The sequence below is a fragment of the Citrobacter sp. Cm038 genome (assembly GCF_030333105.1).
Lineage (GTDB): Bacteria > Pseudomonadota > Gammaproteobacteria > Enterobacterales > Enterobacteriaceae > Citrobacter > Citrobacter murliniae.
Genome location: NZ_JAOWGO010000002.1, coordinates 1 through 21,852, shown reverse-complemented (window position 1 = coordinate 21,852; position 21,852 = coordinate 1). Strand labels below are relative to the sequence as shown.

Here is a 21,852-nt window from a genome sequence, read left to right as displayed (position 1 = left end):
CTTAGTGGTGCAGAGAATCCGCTGGTGTGGCCGCAGTCTCTGTGACGACCGGCTGTTTGTTAAAACGTTTGGCGTACAGCGCGGTGATAATTGGTACCAAAATCGCAGTGACAATAACGCTGGCGGCAACCAATGCCGTCGCTGAGGCGGCAACGGGTTCAAATGCCGGGTTAATCTGAGCGATGATCACCGGATTTGCCACCGCAGCACCTGCCGCAGAAGAGGCTGCAACGCCCGCAGTACCGTTCCCTCCGCCAATGACACGGTCGGCAATAATCAGCGGGATACCAGTAATAACGATTACCGCGACACCCAGCAGGATACCCAGCAGACCGGTATCAACAATGACGCTCAGGTTAATGGTGTTACCCAGCGCGAAGCCGAAGAACGGAATCAGCACCGGCGTCGCTTTGCTGAAGAAGGAACGCAGGTCGTGATCCAGGTTACCCAGCGCAAAGCCAATCAGGAACGGTAAGACTGCACCGACGAAATGGTGCGGTTCGAAGGAAGCGAGGCCTGCAGAACCCAGGATGACCATAGTCATTAACGGGCCAGACTCCAGTGACATCAGAACGAATGCGCCGGACTCTTCTTTAGTACCGTACTGATTCATCAGGCTGGCGTACAGACCACCGTTGGTCATGTCCATTGCCGAGACAATCGCCAGAACGGAAAGACCCGCAAAGAAACCAGTTTGAATACCTGTGTCAGGGATAAATGAAGCGGCAATCATTGCCACTGCCCAGGCCACGGCTATTTTGGTTAATACCAGCGTACCGGATTTGCGTAATACTGTTCCGGTTGCGCGTAAATCAATAGATGCGCCAATACAAAAAAACCACACAGCCAGAATCGGAACGGTGCCGCTGATCATTCCTTTTGTAAATGAACCGAAATAAGCACCGGTATCGGGAGCTAACGTATTTAATACTGCGCCTAATAACAGTGGAATCAACATCATTCCGCCGGGGATGCGTTCAATCGTGGCTTTAATTTTCATAAACGTCCTCATGTCTTGTCGCTGGTATCAAACGCGCAAGAAATTAAAAATTATTTAAATTCAAATGGTTACTTAAAAATAACAACAAAGAAAACGGCTATCTCTTTGTTTTATAAAATCTAACGCGGCATACGTTGAGCATCTAACTGCTCCCAGGGATATTGCGTCTGGAATTAGTGTGCATTCATGAGAACGATGATTCAATCAAAATAAAACGGTGTTTTAGTTATCTTCATCACATATTCCGAGCAAAAATTCCTAAAGCTTCCGGCTATTAAAAAATCTGTGAATTTTTTGTGAAGGGATTAGATGTTTTTTTCGCTAGCAGAATAATAATGACTGCGGTGATTGTTGGTGCGACAGGGTGATTCTCTTGTAGATAATTGCCAATAAATCGCAACGACTTTATGTAAAAAAGCTGACTAAGAATGACCTTATTTACGCATGTTGACGAAATGAAAAACTATGTGTGAAGTTGATCACAAATTTAAACACTGTTAGGGTAAAGAGGTCATTAACCGCCCAATCAGGCGTCAACAGGTTCGGTTGTACTGCACACTTCAGGTCAGTGTAAGTAAACCTGCTACGCTTGTTACAGGGATTGCGCCAGTGCATTCCCCGCAAGGCCGATGACCTTAGCGCATGCTGCGTTGAGTGATTCGTTCTGTGCGCGACAGGGCTAAGTCTAAGAGGACAGGTATGCTAAAAAGGAAAAAAATAAAACCTATCACGCTTCGCGACGTCACCATTATCGATGACGGTAAACTGCGAAAAGCCATTACCGCTGCGTCGTTAGGTAATGCAATGGAGTGGTTTGATTTTGGTGTTTATGGGTTTGTAGCTTACGCATTAGGTAAAGTGTTTTTCCCGGGGGCTGACCCCAGCGTGCAGATGGTTGCTGCACTTGCCACCTTCTCCGTTCCCTTTCTGATTCGACCGCTTGGCGGATTGTTCTTCGGTATGCTCGGCGATAAATATGGTCGCCAGAAGATACTTGCTATCACGATTGTGATTATGTCGATAAGTACGTTCTGTATCGGACTTATCCCTTCGTATGCCTCCATTGGTATCTGGGCGCCAATACTGCTGCTGCTGTGTAAGATGGCGCAGGGCTTCTCAGTGGGTGGGGAGTACACCGGCGCATCAATTTTCGTCGCGGAATACTCTCCCGACCGTAAGCGTGGGTTTATGGGGAGCTGGCTGGATTTCGGCTCCATCGCGGGATTTGTGCTGGGTGCGGGCGTCGTGGTGTTGATCTCCACCGTCGTCGGTGAGGAGAATTTCCTTGACTGGGGCTGGCGTATTCCGTTCTTCCTCGCGTTGCCGTTAGGGTTGATTGGTCTGTATCTGCGTCACGCTTTGGAAGAGACTCCGGCGTTTCAACAGCACGTTGATAAGCTGGAGCAGGGCGACCGTCAGGGTTTGCAGGAAGGGCCGAAAGTCTCCTTTAAGGAAATTGCGACCAAGCACTGGCGTAGCCTGCTGGCGTGTACTGGTCTGGTGATTGCGACAAACGTCACCTATTACATGCTGCTCACTTATATGCCGAGCTACCTGTCGCATAACCTGCATTATTCTGAAGATCACGGTGTGCTGATTATTATCGCCATCATGATCGGGATGCTGTTTGTACAACCGGTGATGGGGCTGCTCAGCGACCGTTTCGGGCGTCGTCCGTTTATTATTATGGGCAGTATTGCGCTGTTTGTGCTGGCGATCCCGGCATTCATTTTGATTAACAGCAACATTATTGGCCTGATTTTCGCTGGTTTATTGATGCTGGCGGTGATCCTCAACTGCTTTACCGGGGTAATGGCATCATCGTTACCGGCGATGTTCCCGACGCACATTCGTTACAGTGCGTTGGCTGCGGCGTTTAATATTTCGGTATTGATTGCCGGTTTGACCCCAACGCTGGCTGCCTGGCTGGTGGAAAGTTCGCAGAATCTGATGATGCCTGCTTACTATCTGATGGTGATTGCGGTGGTGGGTTTAATTACCGGCGTGACCATGAAAGAGACCGCTAATCAGCCACTGAAAGGAGCGACCCCTGCGGCTTCGGATATACAGGAAGCGAAAGAAATCCTCGGTGAGCACTACGATAACATCGAGCAGAAGATTGAAGATATCGATCAGGAAATTGCTGAATTGCAGGTCAAGCGTTCGCGACTGGTACAGCAGCACCCGCGTATTGATGAGTAATCTTTTCCTGTAAGCCAGGGCTTAGAGCCTAATAGGGCAGGCTCTTAAGGTTGGCTTAATCTCTGTCAGGCAAACTCTCCTCCAGATTATTGGAGGAGAGTGTCATGAAAACCCGTATTTATGAAAGTTTAACCACCGTATGCAGCGTGCTGATCGTGAGCAGCTTTTTGTACGTATGGGTGAGCTCTTACTGATCTTTCTCCAGCACCACCCAGGCTCGGGTGCCGGTAGTTCCGACGCGATTCTGCAAGAAGAACTGGCCATGGTGGAGCTGGGTTATACGGCTAACAATACTCAATCCCAGGCCAATGCCGCCGAAACGACTGTCCATGCGTACAAACGCCTGGCTTAACTCCCCGCATTTACTTTCATCAATTCCTGGCCCTTCATCCTCGACGGCCATCAACGCATCGTGTTCTGTGTTTAGGACAATCGTAATATTGGTGCCTTCCGGGCTGTAACGATGTGCGTTTTCCACCAGGTTTCGCAGCAGCATACGCAGCAGCGTGACGTCACCCCGGACGACGACATCCGTGGCGCTCTCTGGTAGTAATAGCGTCTGTTGCCGCTGGTCCAGCATAGTGCTGAGCTCATCGTAGGAAGGCAATATCACGTCTTCCAGTAGTTTCACATGCTGGTAATTCCCGGCGGAAAACGACTGACCCACACGGGCGAGCTGCAGTAGCTGCGACACGCTGTCCATCATTTGGTCAAGACGGGCAATCAACGGCGAAACGTCAACGTTGTGGGCTTTTGACAGCAGTTCCAGGTGCAGGCGAACGCCGGATAACGGCGTTCGAAGCTCGTGGGCGACATCGGCGGTAAACAGACGTTCGTTTTCGATGGTGGTGGTCAGTCGCGTCACCAGTTGATTGAGTGCCGAGACTACCGCCTGGATCTCAATGGTCGAGCTGCGAATAGCGATAGGAGTCAGGTTATCTGCTGTACGTGCTTCTAACTCTTTTTGTAAATCAGCAAGGGGACGGGTAATACGCCGTACTGCCTGATAGCAAATAATCAGCGTCAGGCTGACCATAAAGATACCGGGGACGATCAGGCTGGCGATGGCCTCGCGGATCTCATGCATGATGTGGCGATCGTTGTTACGGTTTTCGCGTAACGCCTGCTCGAACAGCTGTATTTGTTCAGTGCTTTCGTGCCATAGCCAGAAGGTACTAATCAGCTGAAAGACCAGCAGAATAAGGCCAATCGTCAGCATCAGGCGGTGACGAAGCGGGAGCGGTTGTTTTAAAAAATGTATCAGCTTCACTTAGCTTTCCCCGGTAGCAACCAGCATGTAGCCAAATCCTCTGACCGTGCGGATGCGTGATTTCCCGACTTTGTCGCGCAGATTGTGAATGTGGACTTCAAGCGTATTTGTCGACGGCTCGTTATCCCAACTGTAGATGTCGTTATACAGAATTTCACGGTGTACCGGGCTGCCCGCTTTGAGCATCAACCGCGACAGTAGCGCGTACTCTTTGGGCGTTAAGATAACCTCTTGTCCGTCCAACCACACCTGGCGACGACCAATATTCAGCGTCAGGTTACCGATAATAAGTTCACTCTCACCCTGGTTGTTATGACGACGTAATAGCGCCCGGATGCGGGCGTGCAGTTCCTCCAGGGCGAAGGGTTTTACCAGATAGTCATCGGCACCGACGTCCAGTCCGTTGATACGATCTTTGAGCGTGTCACGAGCGGTGAGGATCAGTACCGGTAGGGTATATTTCTTCTGCCTGATACGGTTCAGAAAATGCAGGCCGTCTTCATCGGGTAAACCGAGATCCAGAACTACCAGACTATAATGTCCGCTCTCCAGGCAATGCTCTGCTGCACGGGCGGTTGACACGCCATCGCAGGCGTAACCTTCCGTTTGCGCGGCGAGTATCAGCCCCTGTAACAACAGCGTATCGTCTTCAACAATCAAAATTTTCATTCGGTTAGCCTCCCCTGCATGGTTGCAGAATATCATCTGCGCCCTGGTAATAGGTTGTCTGTACGCCTGTTAATCCCAGCAGGGTTGAGAAGAGATTATCCTGTGAGAAATCTTCAGCGTTTGCCCGTTTTTGCAAACATGTCTGAGAGATCTGGTAGCGCTGCTGGTAATCCTCTGACAACCAAAGCAGCATCGGTACATGCTTTTGTGTGTCCGGTGCAATCGAATACGGCAGGCCGTGCAAATAGACGCCATTTTCCCCTAAGGATTCACCGTGATCGGAAAGATAGACCAGACTGGTGGTGAAATTATCCTGATGCGCTTTCAGTATATTAATTGCTTTATCAACAATATAGTCGACGTACAGGATGGTGTTGTCGTAGGTATTCACCAGTTGTTGCTGTGAGCAGGTCTGGATTTCGTTCGTGTCGCAGGTTGGGGTAAATTTCTTAAACTGTGGCGGATAGCGATTGTAATAGGTCGGACCGTGACTGCCGATAGTGTGCAGTACAATCACGCCATCACCCTGCAACTGATTAATGTACTCTTCCAGCCCGTGGAACAGGACTTCGTCATAGCATTCACCATCAATACACTGCCCCGACAGGTTCAGCTCGGTCATATTCTGATGCGGTACGCGGTCACATGCACCTTTACAGCCGCCGTCATTATCATTCCACAGCACGTTAACCCCCGCCCGTTGGATGATGTCGAGTACGCCTTCCTGGTGGTGCGCCAGCTCTTCATCATAATGTGCGCGCGGCATGTTGGAGAACATGCAGGGTACGGAAACGGCTGTCGCCGTACCGCAGGAGGTGGTGCGCGGGAAATAGACCACGTTATCTTTTTCCAGCAGAGGATTGGTCTGGCGCGAATAACCCGACAGCGAGAAGTTATCGGCGCGCGAGGTTTCGCCGAGAACCACAATGGTGAGGTTTTTACGTTTTTCTTTTGTCATCAATGGATTGCGATGAGCATCTTCACCGATGCGTACCAGTGGCAGATTAGCCAGCCGTTGGTGGGAATACCAGGACGACGTAGCCACAATGCTGTTAGACGGGCTGAGGGACTTAACCAACTCTTTGTTATTGCGAAACAGCGAAGCGTAATCTTTATAGAAGAAGGCGGCGACCAGCACGATCAGCAGAGCGGATACCAGTATATTGGCCCCTCGATACAACACGCTACGCAATACTGGCGCTGCCGGTTTGATTTTGATCCAGCAAGCGATTACCGCTGCCATGATGCCGCTGAATCCAAGCGTCACGATCATTTGCGGCGTCAGCAGGGCGAAGGTTTCCGCTGGTGTGGTATCCATCATATTGGCGATCATCGAGCGGTCGATGATGATGCCGTAAGTCATAATGAAATACTGGGCAGATGCGCCTGCCAGAATGAAAATGCAGGCCAGCAGGCGGTTAAGCCACAGGAAAGAGGCCAGCGTCAGTACAATGTTCATAACGCTGAAGGCAACTACCGGCATTGATAAAAATACCAGTACGTTGCGCAGGGAATCCAGCGGCAGGTCTTGTAGTACCTGTTTGTAGAACGCAATGTTCAGGAAGGTCGCAAGATAAAATGAGATCAGCAGAAGCCAGCTGATTTGCCCGAAAGTCGGTCTTTTAAACAGGAGCTTGAACATTAAGGGGGTTCCATTAACTAAGTGGGGCAGATCCTCTCAAAGTAAAATTAAGCCAACCTTAAGTTCTTAATGTTTGCATTTACCGGCTGGTTGCGTGATGAGTAAGCCCGATGAGCTGGTGCTATCGGGCTTCAGTGAGCATCGAAATTAATTACGGTTAACCGGAGCATCTAACGGATACGGGTTTTTATGGATCCGGTTGTAATTGAGGGCATACAGCGCGGTGATGATCATCAGCATCACGAACGACCACATTACCTCTTTGGCACCAGAGCCAACCACGGCCCAGATGCAGTAGACAAATGCCACGAAGGTCACCACTAAGTACAGTGGACGCGCTTTACCAAAGTGACCGTGGCCTAGCAGCAACAGGGCGGCGCAGGTATAAAGATACGGTACCAGCGTGAAGATGACGGATACCGAAGAGACCAGACCAAACTCTTTTGCGGCATTCGGCGACATGCTACTGAACTGGAAGATAGTCATCAGGATACCGACGATAATTAACCCGGCAACCGGGGTACCGGCTTTGTTAACGCGGGCGAAAATCGGCGGGAACAGCCCATCATCAGCTGCTGCTTTTGCTGTCTGTCCAGCAAGTAGCGTCCAGCCGCCCAGTGACCCCAGGCACCCTGCAGCCGCACAGAATGAGACGATCGCCCCGGCGGTGTTACCCAGCGCCATTCGTGCTGCATCACCGAACGGAGAGGCAGAGACGCGCAGTGCAGCGTTAGGGATCATACCCATAATCGCCGTTGTGGAGAGAACGTAGCAGACGGCAGCAATTAGCACCCCGCCAATAGTGGCGATAGGAACGTTACGTTTGGGGTTTTTGACTACGCCTGCTGCCACAGAGGCACTTTCCACCCCGATAAATGACCACAGAGTGACGTTTAAAGTGCTTTGGATTGCGCCGAAGGTGTTCATGCCGCTGACGTTCCAGGCTGCCATATAGGTTTCACCACGGAACCAGAACCAGCCGAAGACCGCAATCCCGACAATAGGCACCAGCGCCAGCACGGTCGCCACGGCCTGCACGCGGGTGATCATTTTCGGCCCGACGATATTCAGCAAAACGAAGATCCACAGTACGGCCACGCAGGTTAGCGTTAAGACCAGTGGGTCTTTTAAGACAGGAAAGAAGTAGCTCAGGTAACCAACGCCAATCACCACCATTGCGATGTTACCGATCCAGCAGGCCAGCCAGTACAGCACGTTAGTCTGGTAGCCTAAAAAAGGCCCGAAGCAACGGCGTGCATAAGCGTATGAACCACCGGGACTGGAGTCTAAGGACGACATTTTGGCGTATACCATCGACAGTGCCAGAGCACCGATAATAGTGACCAACCATCCGTAGATTGCAATCCCGCCAGTTGACGCAAGGTTTGCGGGTAGCAGGAATACACCGGAACCCATAATATTCCCCGACACCATAAGGGTGACGGGGATTAAGCCCACTTTGTGAGCATCAGCATCCGTCGACATATTTTTTTACTCCTGATAAGGATAAATGACGACGTATCATACCTCTTCATACGGCTATTTTATGATGTCGGAAAAGGGGTATCGCTAATGCTGATATTATTGTGGCTTATCGCTTAATGGTTAAAAATCAGGCAGCCGAACGTTCCCGATAATGACTTACATAATGCAGTGGCGTCATGCCATAGAACTCTTTGAATACGGAAATAAAATATGACGTGCTGTTATATCCGCACAACTGAGATACCTGTGAAATATTTTTTCCGTCCATCATTAATTGATTAACTGCATATCGCATTCGACAGGTAGTAATTATTTGACTGTAACTTGTATTTTCACTTTTAAGCTTTTTCTTTAACAAACTGGGGCTCAGGCATAAGCAACTGGCGACCATGCTTAAATTCCAGTCTTTATGAATATCGCTCTCAATGATGTGGTAAACGCAGTCGCTGATACGGTTGCGTAGCATATGCATGAGGAGGGAGATAAACTTTTTACTGTCGAGAAAACGTGATAACACAGTGAATAACAACGAGCGTTTACGTTCGGATTCACTTTCATTCTGGCTATCCATCACGCTGTGTTGAGCGGCGACCCGAAAGACATCCGGCGTCAGGCAGACGGCGGTCATTACCGGGTTGGCACTGCGTTGCCAGAGGGGGATCTGTGACAGATCTTTATTTAAGAACCGTAAGTAATCTTTAATGATACTGCGGCTGATATGGACAACCAGCGCATTATTGAGTGAAGAGAAGTCGATAATATTATTTTCACAAGCTAATAACGCCATATGGTTAGCTTTTAAACTGATGGCTTCTTTTCCGTTAATCCTTAACCAAACATCTTTCTCCGTTAATACAACAACACAAGCTTCTTTGCTGCAAACCCTCATACCCGAACTCCTGGAATATGAACATAAAATACCGTTGCTCACCAAGGGGTGAACAATACCGGTTAAATGGAATTGTATGATGAATCAAGACCTGCGTTAAAATAGCGTGATTTAAAGTAATTACAATATTTTTAGGAATTATCGCGGTGTACATAATTATTTACGCAAGTGGCAATACGCTTTTTTTGTATAAAAAAAGCGCGGGGTTGTCCCGCGCAAAAAGGTATGACAATGTTATTGTTTTGCAGCAATACTCAGGAATTACTCAATTATCATGTGTCAACCTTGAAAGCAGAAAAGCAGACTAAGCAAAAAAAGACTTATGCTTTCACGCACATGACGTGATACACACCGTCAATAATTTCCGTTCCTTCGGTTTCATGTTCAAAGCCAGGGAAGTGATGGTCCCAGGACTGCAACGAACGCAGGTATCCGATCTGCGGGCTGTTGGCGTCGCCAAAATTTTCACCGGACAGCAGCATAGGAATTCCCGGTGGGTAAGGAATTACGGAATTTGCTGCGATACGGCCCTGCAGATTTTCGATGGCCACCATCTCAACGTTGTCGCTTACTATCGCGTTATAAGCTTCACGCGGGGTGATTTCCGCGACAGGCAGGCCGGAGTAGGCCGCATTGAGTTTGCTGCCAGGGTTGTTTTCTTTCAGCCATGCAAACATGGTGTCGCCCAGGTCGTGAATGCCCATGTTTGCGTAAGTGTCGGGATGTTCCTCTACCAGTTCAGGCATAACCTGCGACAGCGGAGTATTGGCATCGTAGTGGTGTTTGAAAGAGCACAGTGTGTTGATTAATGTGCCCCATTTCCCACGGGTGATACCCATTGAGAACAGGAACATAATCTGGAAATCGGTAGTACGTGTTGGCACGATACCGTGACGTCCAAGCCAGGCTGTGACCAGAGCTGCCGGTACGCCGGACTCTTCCAGTTCGCCATCGTCGCCCATACCCGGTGCCAGAATGCTGACTTTAATCGGGTCCAGCATGCTCCAGTTATCCGGCAGGTCTTTAAAACCGTGCCAGGATTCACCCGGCCGCATCACCCAGCAATTTTGGTCAGTGGTCAGGAGTTGGGTTGGCGCGTCAGCAAAGTCATAGGTTTTGCCGGTCTGCGGATCGGTTACGACCTCTTTGTTCCACGGTTTGAAGAACCAGTCTCCCTCGGTAGTGAACTCTTTGTATAACCGCGCCATGGCTTGACGGAAGTCGACTGCTTCGTCGATCACTTCCTGAGTCAGCGACAGGCCGCTGTTGCCGTCCATCATGGAGACTGCCACGTCGTTCGATGCGCAGATGGCATATAACGGCGAGGTGGTGGCGTGCATCATATACGCCTGGTTAAAGCGGGAGAAATTGACGGCACCGCGACCTTCACGAACGTGAATGTAAGAGGCCTGAGAGAGAGCATTCAGCAGTTTATGGGTCGAGTGGGTGGCAAAAACGGTTGGGCCGTTATGGTCGCCAGGCTCGCCACGCATTGCGTAGTGATCGGAATAGATCGGGTTGAAGCGGGCATAGCCGTACCAGGCTTCATCGAAGTGAATGCGATCGCTGGTTTGCGCTAACAGATCCTGCGCTTCTTTCGCGTTGTAGCACACACCGTCGTAGGTGCAGTTGGTTACAACGCTGTATGACGGTTTTTGTCCTGCTTTACCTTTAGTCAGCGGGCTTTCGCTGATTTTTTTCTGCAGAGTTTCTGGCTGCATTTCCTGCGGGTAGATAGGCCCAATAATGCCGTAGCGGTTGCGGCTTGGCACCATATACACCGGTTTTGCTCCGGTGAGGATTAACCCCTGTTCGATAGATTTATGGCAGTTACGGTCCAGCACCACCACGTCGTTATCGGTCATGCATGCCTGCATGATAGTGCGGTTAGAGCCGGAGGTTCCGACTACCACGGACCAGGAACGGTCTGCGCCGAACACGCGGGCGGCATTTTTTTCGCTTTCACCAAATGCGCCTGTGTGGTCGAGTAAAGACCCGAGATTGGTACGTTCAATCCCCATGTCGGTACGGAACAGATTCTCACCGTAGTAGTCATGGTACAGGCGACCAGCAGGCGTTTTGGTAAAACCGACACCGCCCTGGTGACCGGGCGCTGCCCAGGAATATTCATGGACATTGCTGTATTTCATCAGGGCGTTGAACAGCGGTGGTAATAACTGTTGACGGTAACGGGTCATCGCCGCCATGGCGCGACCCGCGATAAAGTCAGCGCTGTCTTCAAGAATCCAGGCGAATTCATCGACAAGCTCCAGCAGGTCGCGATCCAGTGACGCGGTGGCCTTTTCCCGATCGCCCAACAGGAAAACAGGGACGTTTTGTTGGCGTTCGTGAAGCTTACCGATCAATTGCCTGACATTCAGGTGTTCATCTTGTTGTTCCATTTGATAGCTGAACATCAGGCAATCAATGGCTTCATTCGCGGCGAGGATGGCGTAACCGTCGTCGAATGAGGTGGACTTAATGACGGTAACATTTTGCCGACTTAAAGCATCAGCCAGACGTTCGACAGCGCTACCGACCCAGGTGTCCTGATGCAGAAATTCACTTTCAACAATTAATACTTTCATCGTCTTTTCCCGTAGTGGAGGATGTGTGACGAGGGCAAGTATTTACCTGATAAATAAGTGAGTAAAGCGGTCAATAAACAGACTGTTTGAGGTTTTTATCCTTTATAAACAATTCATTAGATAAAGGATTAAGCCGTTTCTGTCCCCTGTTTATCGACAGGGGGATTATTTTTTTGGCTGATAGTGATATTGCCAGGTGCTCAGGTCGTTGAGGATTGCCGCCGTTGTTGGCTCAGCTTGCGGTATTGCTGTGGCGACATACCAACGAACTTGTTGAAGGTGTCGTAAAAGCGGCTGCTGGAGCGAAACCCAGCGGTCAGTGCGACATCCAGAATTGTTTTATCGGTATCGCTAAGCAGTGCGCGGACGTGGTTGATACGCATTGCGGTAATGTATTGCTTCATGGTGAGTTGCATTACGCGCTGGAAAATCCCCATAGCATAATTGGCATTGAGTTTTACGTGTTCCGCAACATCGTTGATGGTGAGTGCTTGATCGTAGTTGTCAGCGATAAAGCTCAGCATCTGGCTTACGTAAAACTGGGCGTGCCGGGATACGCTGTTTTTGTGTGTGCGCGAGGTTTTATTGACCAGGATTGGCTGCCAGCCAGAAAGGTTAAACCGCTTAAGCATCAGGCCAATTTCATCGATGGCAAGCTGGCGGATTTGTTCGTTCGGGCTGCTCAGTTCCTGCTGCCAGCGCTGAACTTCAAAAGTGCTCAACTGCTGTGTGGCCAGTGATTTTATCACCATGCCGTGGGTGACGTGATTGATCAGCTCGCGGTCCAGTGGCCAGGAGAGAAACAGGTGCATAGGTAAATTGAATATCGCCATGTTCTGGCAGGTGCCGATACGCGTCAACTGATGCGGTGTACAGGCCCAGAATAGCGTGATATGGCCCTGTTTTATCTGCACCACTTCGTTATTGATCAGATACTCAACATCACCATCGAACGGGACGTTGACCTCCACCTGGCCATGCCAGTGGCTGGTGGTCATGGCTTGCGGCGGGCGCAGTTCGATATCCATACGTTGATATTCAGAGTACAGCGTTAGCGGGCTACGAGTCTGCGGTTCATCACTATTGCACATGTGCGGATCAAGGGGGAGGTGTGGCGTTGGCAGCGTATTCATGGTTGCTCCATTTCCTGAATTATCAGAATCATGCCATTTGCCGATGGATAAGACTGAGAATTGAGGCGCAAATCGCTCCACTGCGAGTGTAGATAGTCAGATTTTTGGGTCGCATACTCTGCTTTTTGGTCAATTTTATCCCATAAACTCAGATTGTTCGTTGACGGAAGGGGGATCTGAGTTTTTGGGAGTGCTCATTACAGAAGCCGGAAGTTTTCATGGAAACCCCGTGCCACCATGACGATATTCAACAACGTTCTGGAGAGTGATGATGTCTGCACCTAAAATTACCTTTATCGGCGCCGGTTCCACGATCTTTGTAAAAAATATTCTCGGGGATGTCTTTCATCGTGAGGCGCTGAAATCGGCGCATATTGCCTTAATGGATATCGATGCGACCCGCCTTGAAGAGTCGCATATTGTGGTGCGTAAGCTGATGGATTCAGCTGGCGCTTCCGGTCACATCACTTGCCATACTGAACAAAAATCGGCATTGCAGGATGCCGATTTTGTGGTTGTCGCGTTCCAGATTGGTGGTTATGAGCCGTGTACCGTCACCGATTTTGCGGTTTGTAAGCGTCACGGGCTCGAGCAAACTATTGCTGACACGTTAGGGCCCGGCGGCATTATGCGTGCGCTACGCACCATTCCACATTTATGGCAGATTTGTGAAGACATGACCGAAGTCTGCCCACATGCCACTCTGCTTAATTACGTCAACCCCATGGCGATGAACACCTGGGCAATGTATGCCCGTTATCCGCATATTAAGCAGGTGGGGTTGTGCCATTCAGTACAGGGAACGGCGGAGGAGCTGGCCCGCGATGTGAATATCGACCCAGCCTCTTTGCGCTATCGCAGCGCCGGGATCAACCATATGGCGTTTTATCTGGAGCTGGAACGCAAAACTGCCGATGGCAGCTATGTGGATCTTTACCCGGAACTGCTGGCAGCCTATGAAGCAGGGCAGGCTCCGAAACCGAATATTCACGGTAATACGCGTTGTCAGAACATTGTGCGTTATGAAATGTTCAAAAAATTAGGGTATTTCGTCACCGAGTCGTCTGAACACTTTGCCGAATATACACCGTGGTTTATCAAACCGGGACGCGAGGATCTAATTGAGCGCTACAGGGTTCCGTTGGATGAATACCCGAAACGTTGCGTGGAACAACTGGCTAACTGGCATCAAGAGCTGGAAGAGTACAAAACGGCTGCGCGTATTGATATTAAACCGTCTCGAGAATATGCCAGCACTATCATGAACGCTCTCTGGACTGGTGAACCGAGCGTAATTTATGGCAACGTTCGTAATGACAACCTGATCGATAATCTGCCTTCAGGTTGCTGTGTTGAAGTGGCTTGTCTGGTCGATGCTAACGGCATTCAGCCGACAAAAGTTGGTACCCTCCCGTCGCATTTGGCGGCAATGATGCAAACCAATATCAATGTGCAGACACTGCTGACGGAAGCCATCCTGACGGAAAATCGCGATCGTGTTTATCACGCGGCAATGATGGATCCGCACACCGCTGCGGTATTGGGGATTGAGGAAATTTATGCGCTGGTGGATGACCTGATCGCGGCACACGGTGACTGGTTACCGGGCTGGTTACATCGATAAGGTCATTTACATCAGTCATGCACAGGCCGGATTAGCGTGAACAACATCCGGCAATCAGTTGGTGGCAATTAATGCATAACGCCGCAGCTGTCGACAATGAATACGCGCCAGAAAAATTACTGTAGTCAATGCTCCGAGCAGGGCGCAGAACATATCCGACTGGGTGTCCCACGGATCTCCCTGTGTGCCAAGGAAGTCATCAGCACCCTGACCCATCGCCAGCGCTGCCCACCATTCAATCAGTTCATAGGTAGCGCTAATCGCCAGGGCTACGCAGCAGACTAAAAATGCCAGCATCTTACGCCCATGGACAATATTGCCGCGCACTAAAATTTCTCTCGCCGTCAGTGCAGGGACCAGTCCCTGGAAGAAGTGCCCCAGTTTGTCGTAAGGGTTGCGACTCAGATTCAGCCACTCCTGAACTTCAAAACCGATGGGAACTTTGGCGTAGGTATACATGCCGCCCACCATCAGAATGATGGCGTGAAAGAAAATCAGCGTGTAGAGCAGTGGTGTTAATGGATAGCGCTTTACCGTGGCAAGTAACAGCGGCACGACAATAATGACCGGCGTAACTTCCATCAACCAGGTGATTTTTTCTGTGGCACTAAAACCGGTGTAGATAAGGATAAGCGCCAGCAGCAATGCGCCAGCGTTGAGCAGCGATGTGTTGAGTGTGCGGTTCATGGTGACTTTTCAACGAGTGGAAAAGCCTACTATTTACCGGGAACGATAAAATTTCAATGCCAGTAATTAAGGGGGAAAGTTGGCCCGGGGGGATCACCGGACTGACCCCAATGGTTGAGTATCCAACTATTGGGAGCAGTCCAGTGCCGGGCCGAATGGCTTATTTCGCGCAGTTAGCGCATTGTTTGCTCACGATTTGCTGGAAGAAATCGTTACCTTTGTCATCAACCAGGATGAAGGCCGGGAAATCTTCGACTTCGATTTTCCAGATGGCTTCCATCCCCAGCTCAGGGTACTCCACGCATTCCAGATGCTTGATGCTCTGCTGCGCCAACACCGCTGCCGGACCGCCGATGCTACCTAAGTAAAAACCACCGTGTTTGTGGCAGGCGTCTGTCACTTGCTGACTACGGTTACCTTTCGCCAGCATGATCATGCTACCGCCGTGGGACTGCAGCAGATCGACATAAGAGTCCATACGACCTGCAGTAGTTGGGCCTAAGGAGCCTGATGGATAACCCGCTGGCGTTTTTGCCGGCCCTGCGTAGTAGATTGGGTGATCTTTCACGTACTGTGGCAGACCTTCACCGGAATCAATACGTTCTTTCAGCTTAGCGTGGGCGATGTCACGACCCACAATGATGGTGCCGCTCAGAGACAGGCGGGTAGAAACCGGGTATTGAGAAAGCTGGGCGAGGATCTCTTTCATCGGGCGGTTAAGGTTGACCTTAACCACTTCGCCTTCGCCCGCCTGACGCAGTGATTCTGGAATGTACTGGGCTGGGTTATGTTCCAGCTTTTCAATCCAGATGCCTTCGCGGTTAATCTTAGCCTTGATGTTACGGTCAGCAGAGCAGGAGACCCCCATACCTACAGGGCAGGATGCCCCGTGGCGAGGCAGGCGGATTACGCGGATATCATGAGCGAAATATTTTCCGCCAAACTGTGCACCGAGGCCAAGTTTCTGGGCTTCTTCCAGCAGTTCCTGTTCCAGTTGAATATCGCGGAATGCCTGACCATGGGCATTACCTTCAGTCGGCAGCGCGTCGTAATAGTGCGTGCTGGCCAGTTTTACTGTTTTGAGCGTGCTTTCCGCTGAAGTACCGCCAATTACAAATGCGATGTGGTACGGCGGGCAAGCGGCAGTTCCGAGTGTGCGCATCTTCTCTACCAGGAAATTCTTCAGCTTCCCGGGAGTCAGCAGCGCTTTGGTTTCCTGATACAGATAGGTTTTGTTGGCAGAGCCGCCGCCTTTGGCGACACAGAGGAATTTGTATTCGTCACCGTCCACGCTGTACAAATCAATTTGTGCAGGCAGGTTGGTGCCGGTATTCACCTCTTTGTACATATCCAGCGCCGCGTTTTGTGAATAGCGCAGGTTATCTTCAATATAGGTATTAAATACGCCTTTGGAGAGTGCAGCTTCGTCACCGCCGCCAGTCCAGACGCGTTGGCCTTTTTTGCCCATGATAATTGCCGTGCCGGTATCCTGGCAGGTTGGCAATACGCCTTTGGCGGCAATTTCGGAGTTTCTCAGGAATTGCAGCGCAACGTACTTATCATTTTCGCTGGCTTCTGGGTCATGGAGAATGGAGGCGACTTGCTGTTGGTGTTCGGGGCGGAGCATGAAGGAGGCATCGTGGAAGGCTTGCTGAGCCAGTAGCGTAAGTGCTTCAGGTGCTACTTTCAGGATTGATTCGCCTTCAAACTCGCCGACGCTGACGTGATCGGATGTCAGCAGGTAGTACTCAGTTTTGTCTTCCCCCAGCGGGAAAGGCGCCTGGTAAGTGAATTCAACTTTTGACATTTGCTTCCAGCCTTTTCATTTTTATCAGGAATTTAAAAATTCTCTGTATCTTAAAGGTGGCGTGCCGTACAAAACTGGACGGCACGCGAAGTGTGATTACAGGAAACCGTACATTGCGGCGAATACCCAGCCAAAGACACAGGATACGCTTACGCCGATCAAACCAGGCAGAATGAAGCTGTGGTTGATAACGAAGCGGCCAATGTGGGTGGTGCCGGAACGGTCAAACTGAATGGCCGCCAGATCGCTCGGGTAGGTCGGCAGAATGTAGTAACCGTAGCATGCCGGAGCAGAGGCAACGATGTACGCAGGATCTACCCCGATTGCCAGCGCAACCGGAACAATAGCCGCCAGCGCTGCAGCCTGGGAGTTTACAAACTTAGAGACCAATAACAGAACAACCGCATAGGCCCATGGATACTCTTTCACCATGTCGCCCAGTACGCCCTGAATTTCAGACATATGCGCGCCGAACATGGTTTCCGCCATCCAGGCAATACCGTACACCGCTACAATCGCGATCATACCTGAACGGAAGACTTCATTTTTTGAGATAGATGCGGGATTGGTTTTCGTCAGAATGATAATCAGTGCGCCAGTCAGCAGCATGAACATCTGAATAACCAGAACCATCGACAGCGGTTTGCCGCCAAAAGAAGGACGCAGTTCAGATACTGCGCCGAGCACGGCAACAACGGCGATAGCGGCCAGGAAGATCCACATTGCCAGCCAGTTGCTCTTCGGCAGCTTTTTGTCTAACAGAGTCGCGGTGTCGCCATACACATAATGGTGGTTTTCCGGTACAGAGATAAACTTCTGGAACTCTTCATCTTTATCCAGATCTTTACCACGGAACCAGCTGAAGATACCGATAGCCAGGATACCCAACAGGGTAGACGGAATAGTGATGCCGAGCAGGTCGAGGAACTCAAGATGCTTGCCTTCAAACGTCACGTTGCCCAGCATTGCGACCAGTGACACAACGGCTACGGAAACCGGGCTGGCGATAATCCCCATTTGTGCGCCAATAGAACTCGCTGCCATCGGACGTTCCGGGCGAATATTGTTCTTAATGGCTACGTCATAAATGATTGGCAGAATGGTGTATACCACATGGCCTGTACCACAAAGAATGGTCAGGGTGCAGGTAACAAACGGTGCCAGGATGGAAACGTATTTTGGGTTACGGCGCAGCAGCTTTTCAGCAATTTGCAGCATAACGTCAAGACCGCCGGAGGCTTGCAAGGTTGCAGACGCGGCCACTACGGCAATAATAACCAGCATAACGTCTACAGGTGGTTTACCTGGCTGGAGATGGAAAACAAAAACCAGGATGACCAGACCGATACCGCCTAACAAACCCAACGCGATACCGCCCTTTCTGGCGCCATAAAACAAACATATTAATATTATGAGAAGTTGTATACTAAATAACATTTTATTTACCCTCGCGAAAAAACCAGTCAATTTTTAAAAAATGGATCTGCACCACATTCTTTTGTGCTGGAATAAGCATCAGAAAATGGTCAATATTCGGTATGTCCGTATTTGCGATTAATATTCAAATGTCTGGTTAAAATGTTTCTTTATGATTATTAGAAATATTAAACTTTCTTTCTGTGGCTTTGTTCAGAGGAGAGAATCCTCAGGCGATGGGAAGCAGGGCTTGTTATGAAGAGCAGTGGCTGACGCTGTACAGTCTGTATTTTGTCCTGGTTATCCAGGCGCTTATCATCAGCTTTATGTTTTCCGCTATTACGTGAACCACCGGCACAATGGGTGAGAGGATTATTTGTGTGATCACGCTCACGCCAGTTCATGATGTAATGAGGTTGGCTCGCGGATACTTTTATTTGCTCACAAAAATGTACGGTGTCCATAGTACGTAGCATGTTCTCCATTGCTACCAGCTAGATTTTTATGTCTGGTTAATTTCAGACTAATCCTTTATGGGTAAAAATACACACTCTGTGAGTTAGATAATACTTAATTAACTTTTGTTAGCGATTTTGAAATTAAAAACATTGTGACGTTTGTCAATATTAAAATAATGCATTAACATATCATATACAAATATATTTGATCTAACGCAAATCACTATTTTACTGCGTCAGCAAACAAAAAAGGGATTTTTCATTATCTTAATAATTGTTACTTTTATATAACGAATAATCCCAGATATGTGTTTTATTGGCAATATTGTTTAAGCAATGAGTAATGCTCGGCTTGAACACGATAACGATAAACTGGTCTGCCAGTAACGCCATAATGGATGCTGGTAAATAAGATGTGACAATTGACTAACCAGATGAGGTATTTACGACAAGAGACGCGGGAGATATTGACCTCGTTTGCCAGTTCATCCGTAGAAAACTCTTGATCCTGGTGCTCATCAATCCACTGGCATAGCGTACGTAACGTCTGGGGGGTTAACCCTTTGGGCAAGCGCCGCGTTTCCTGTTCGCTGGAAGAGTTGCCATGGATCAGTTGGTCAAGCTCTGACTGTTCATAGTACTGGTGTTTTTCCATCTCCGTTTTCTTGTGCAGCCAACTGGTAAGGGCTTCTTCAAAACGGGATGCCTGAAACGGTTTGATCAGATAGTCAACCACACCGTAGTGGAGTGAGTCTTTGATGGTTGTGGCGTCGGCGGCGGAGGAGATGACAATGACATCACACTTGCAGCCTTCACTGTGCAGAACGGGCAACAGGTCCAGACCGTTTTCTTTCTGCATATAAATATCAAGTAAAATCAGATCAATGTGGTGCTCGCCTTGAAAAATTATCTCTTTGGCTTTCTCCAGCGTAGAGGCGGTCCCACAGCAATGAAAACCGGAGAGTTGCGCCACATATCGACGGTTTAATTCCGCTACCATTGCATCGTCATCGACAATTAAGACATTGATCATCTGCTGGCCCTCTCACCATTCCACGGTAACTGTACAAAAAATTGGGTGAAGATCCCTGGTTCAGACTCGACGGAAATATTGCCGCCAACGCTTTCAATCTGCTGTTTAACAAGCGCTAAACCTACTCCCCGTTCGGTTCCTTTTGACGAAACGCCCTTCTCAAAGATGTGATCAATATGCTCGGGGGCGATCCCCGGGCCATCGTCATTCACTTCACAATGCAACCAGCCGTGTCGATAGTGTAAGGATACGCTGATCTCCCCACCCGGTTCTTGACCTAGCGCCTCCAGAGCGTTTTCAATCAAATTCCCCAGAACGGTAATCAGTACAGCCACCTGATCTTCATTACTGTTTTCCGGCAATTGGCTTTCATTACTAATAACCAGGGAATGGCCTAAATCTGATGTGCGATTAATCTTACTGAGTAAAAAACCCGCGATCACCGGGGATTTTATTTTGCCTAACAGTGAGCCGATCTCTTCCTGATAATTGTTCGCAGTCTTAATGATATAATTCTCCAACTGCTTATAACTTTTCAGGTGCAATAAGCCCAGAATCACGTGCAACTTATTCATGAATTCGTGGGATCGTTCACGAAGTGCATCGGCATAGTTGACCATACCATCCAGACGTTGCATGAGCTTACGGACTTCCGTCTTATCTCTGAACGTTGAAATGGCCCCGATGATCTTACCGTTACTGAGTACCGGCACGGTGTTGATTAAGAGTAGCCGATCTTTTACCGTGATCTCCTCATCACGGCGTGGCGTCCCATCACGTAATACTTCTGAAAGATCGACCACTTGCGACCACGCATGGCTGAGCGTTGAGAGCTGCTCATCGTCTTGTGATTTACGGTAATCAAGAAGCTCCTGCGCTGCCTGGTTTATCAGTGTCACTTCACCACTTTCGTCAACGGCAATAACGCCTTCCTTTATAGAGTGCAACATTGCCTGGCGTTGTTCGAACAGGTTGGATATTTCATAAGGCTCCAGGCCAAACAGAATGCGCTTAAGGACCTTAACCAACACCCATGTGCCCAACAACCCAACCAGAACACCAAATAAGATGGACCAAATGATGCTACCGCGACTGTCATTGATCTGTTCGGTGACCCTGCTTAGCTCCAGGCCGATCGACACGACGCCAATCTGCCGGTGATTTTCATCATAGATAGGAGTAAAGACGCGTAGTGCTTTAGCCAGAAAGCCGCGATTAATGGCGACGTTCTCTTTCCCTTGTAGCGCCAGTAAAATGTCGTCACCTTTAAACGGTTGACCGATTCGCTGCGCTTCAGGGTGCGAATAACGGATGCTTTGCATATTAGTGACAACGATGAACAAGAAATCGTTGCTCTTATTTACCGCCAGGGCAATTTCCTGAATACCACTCTCTTTGGGCTTTTTTGCCAGACCGCGGCGGATCTCTGGAGAGTCTGCCAGTGTTCGCGCGACAGCCAGCGCTTTGCTTGCTAACGCATCACGCGTCATATTGCTGATTTGTGAGAAGTAAATCAGATGAACGACAAGCAGCACGGAAAAGAGTACGGCACTGACCATGAGAATCACGGTTGTACCGAGTTTCATTGGGCGTTTACGTATAGCGTAGCGTTGCAGAGTGTGTCTCATCGTGGTCCAGGAATCACTGTTTGTATGGGTATTATCGCTTTATGAAGTACGTAATTCAAAGATGGAACCGGGATTATGAGGGCTGAAGCCAGCACTGCTTATATAGAGTAGTAGAAACGGAGATGCATAAATCTGAACGATATGGCTGACGTTGAGGGTTATTTACGTCAGATTTGGTCTTTCTACCTGGGGAGAGAACAGGAAATACCAGCATCTTTGTGGATAACTCTGTGTGTAAACAGGTATAAGGCAGGGTTTTGCTGTGGAATGCAGCAGTCAGTCATTTTTCTGACATTTAAGGGTTGCGGGCGCCGGAGAACT

At 49.4% G+C, this 21,852-nt stretch carries 16 protein-coding genes; 3 read left to right on the top strand and 13 right to left on the bottom strand.

Annotation, left to right across the window (positions count from 1 at the left end):
- Nucleotide 1: 1 nt before the first annotated feature.
- The gene (gene kdgT / locus OGY01_RS00075) at nt 2-1,000 is read right to left on the bottom strand and encodes a 2-keto-3-deoxygluconate transporter (protein WP_045438773.1); all 999 of its coding nucleotides are present in this window, start codon (nt 998-1,000) and stop codon (nt 2-4) included.
- A gap of 699 nt (nt 1,001-1,699) precedes the next feature.
- Here kdgT and proP point away from each other — a divergent pair.
- Nucleotides 1,700-3,202, top strand: a complete 1,503-nt coding sequence (gene proP / locus OGY01_RS00070; protein WP_045438776.1) for a glycine betaine/L-proline transporter ProP — start codon at nt 1,700-1,702, stop codon at nt 3,200-3,202.
- A 104-nt stretch (nt 3,203-3,306) separates the two neighbouring features.
- Nucleotides 3,307-3,396 carry an LpxT activity modulator PmrR gene (gene pmrR / locus OGY01_RS23655; protein ID WP_003826741.1) on the top strand — a complete coding sequence of 30 codons (90 nt, stop codon included), beginning with the start codon at nt 3,307-3,309 and terminating at the stop codon, nt 3,394-3,396.
- Here pmrR and pmrB read toward each other — a convergent pair.
- The 7 genes from pmrB to melR form a co-directional block, all read right to left on the bottom strand.
- Nucleotides 3,390-4,463 carry a two-component system sensor histidine kinase PmrB gene (gene pmrB, locus OGY01_RS00065; RefSeq protein ID WP_167493969.1) on the bottom strand — a complete coding sequence of 358 codons (1,074 nt, stop codon included), beginning with the start codon at nt 4,461-4,463 and terminating at the stop codon, nt 3,390-3,392. The two genes, pmrR and pmrB, sit on opposite strands and share 7 nt — an antisense overlap.
- Before the next feature lie 9 nt (nt 4,464-4,472).
- Complete coding sequence (pmrA, locus tag OGY01_RS00060) at nt 4,473-5,141, bottom strand: two-component system response regulator PmrA (protein WP_045438788.1); 669 nt, start codon at nt 5,139-5,141, stop codon at nt 4,473-4,475.
- Nucleotides 5,142-5,145: 4 nt separating this feature from the next.
- Nucleotides 5,146-6,783 (bottom strand): phosphoethanolamine transferase EptA, encoded by a 1,638-nt coding sequence (gene eptA / locus OGY01_RS00055; RefSeq protein ID WP_286492182.1) that lies wholly within the window; start codon nt 6,781-6,783, stop codon nt 5,146-5,148.
- 147 nt (nt 6,784-6,930) lie between these two features.
- Nucleotides 6,931-8,268 (bottom strand): arginine/agmatine antiporter, encoded by a 1,338-nt coding sequence (gene adiC, locus OGY01_RS00050; RefSeq protein WP_045438795.1) that lies wholly within the window; start codon nt 8,266-8,268, stop codon nt 6,931-6,933.
- A 127-nt stretch (nt 8,269-8,395) separates the two neighbouring features.
- Nucleotides 8,396-9,157 (bottom strand): AraC family transcriptional regulator, encoded by a 762-nt coding sequence (locus OGY01_RS00045; protein ID WP_045438799.1) that lies wholly within the window; start codon nt 9,155-9,157, stop codon nt 8,396-8,398.
- 320 nt (nt 9,158-9,477) lie between these two features.
- Nucleotides 9,478-11,745 carry an arginine decarboxylase gene (adiA, locus tag OGY01_RS00040; protein WP_286492180.1) on the bottom strand — a complete coding sequence of 756 codons (2,268 nt, stop codon included), beginning with the start codon at nt 11,743-11,745 and terminating at the stop codon, nt 9,478-9,480.
- A 200-nt stretch (nt 11,746-11,945) separates the two neighbouring features.
- On the bottom strand, nt 11,946-12,878 hold the full coding sequence (melR, locus tag OGY01_RS00035) for a transcriptional regulator MelR (RefSeq protein ID WP_045438806.1): 933 nt from the start codon (nt 12,876-12,878) through the stop codon (nt 11,946-11,948).
- Between the two features lie 268 nt (nt 12,879-13,146).
- On the opposite strand from melR, the gene melA reads away from it, so the two are divergent.
- Nucleotides 13,147-14,502 carry an alpha-galactosidase gene (gene melA / locus OGY01_RS00030; protein WP_286492178.1) on the top strand — a complete coding sequence of 452 codons (1,356 nt, stop codon included), beginning with the start codon at nt 13,147-13,149 and terminating at the stop codon, nt 14,500-14,502.
- Nucleotides 14,503-14,556: 54 nt separating this feature from the next.
- Here melA and OGY01_RS00025 read toward each other — a convergent pair whose 3' ends face one another.
- From OGY01_RS00025 to OGY01_RS00005, 5 genes are all read right to left on the bottom strand, one after another.
- Nucleotides 14,557-15,189, bottom strand: coding sequence for a DUF2238 domain-containing protein (locus OGY01_RS00025; protein ID WP_045438810.1), 633 nt, complete (start codon nt 15,187-15,189; stop codon nt 14,557-14,559).
- Between the two features lie 160 nt (nt 15,190-15,349).
- A complete protein-coding gene (gene fumA / locus OGY01_RS00020; protein WP_045438812.1) occupies nt 15,350-16,996 on the bottom strand; it encodes a class I fumarate hydratase FumA in 1,647 nt (548 codons plus the stop codon).
- A gap of 96 nt (nt 16,997-17,092) precedes the next feature.
- Complete coding sequence (gene dcuB / locus OGY01_RS00015; protein WP_045438818.1) at nt 17,093-18,433, bottom strand: anaerobic C4-dicarboxylate transporter DcuB; 1,341 nt, start codon at nt 18,431-18,433, stop codon at nt 17,093-17,095.
- 750 nt (nt 18,434-19,183) lie between these two features.
- Nucleotides 19,184-19,903, bottom strand: coding sequence for a two-component system response regulator DcuR (gene dcuR, locus OGY01_RS00010; protein WP_045438821.1), 720 nt, complete (start codon nt 19,901-19,903; stop codon nt 19,184-19,186).
- Nucleotides 19,900-21,531, bottom strand: coding sequence for a sensor histidine kinase (locus OGY01_RS00005; RefSeq protein ID WP_045438823.1), 1,632 nt, complete (start codon nt 21,529-21,531; stop codon nt 19,900-19,902). Before OGY01_RS00005 ends, dcuR begins: the two co-directional genes overlap by 4 nt.
- Between the last annotated feature and the right edge of the window lie 321 nt (nt 21,532-21,852).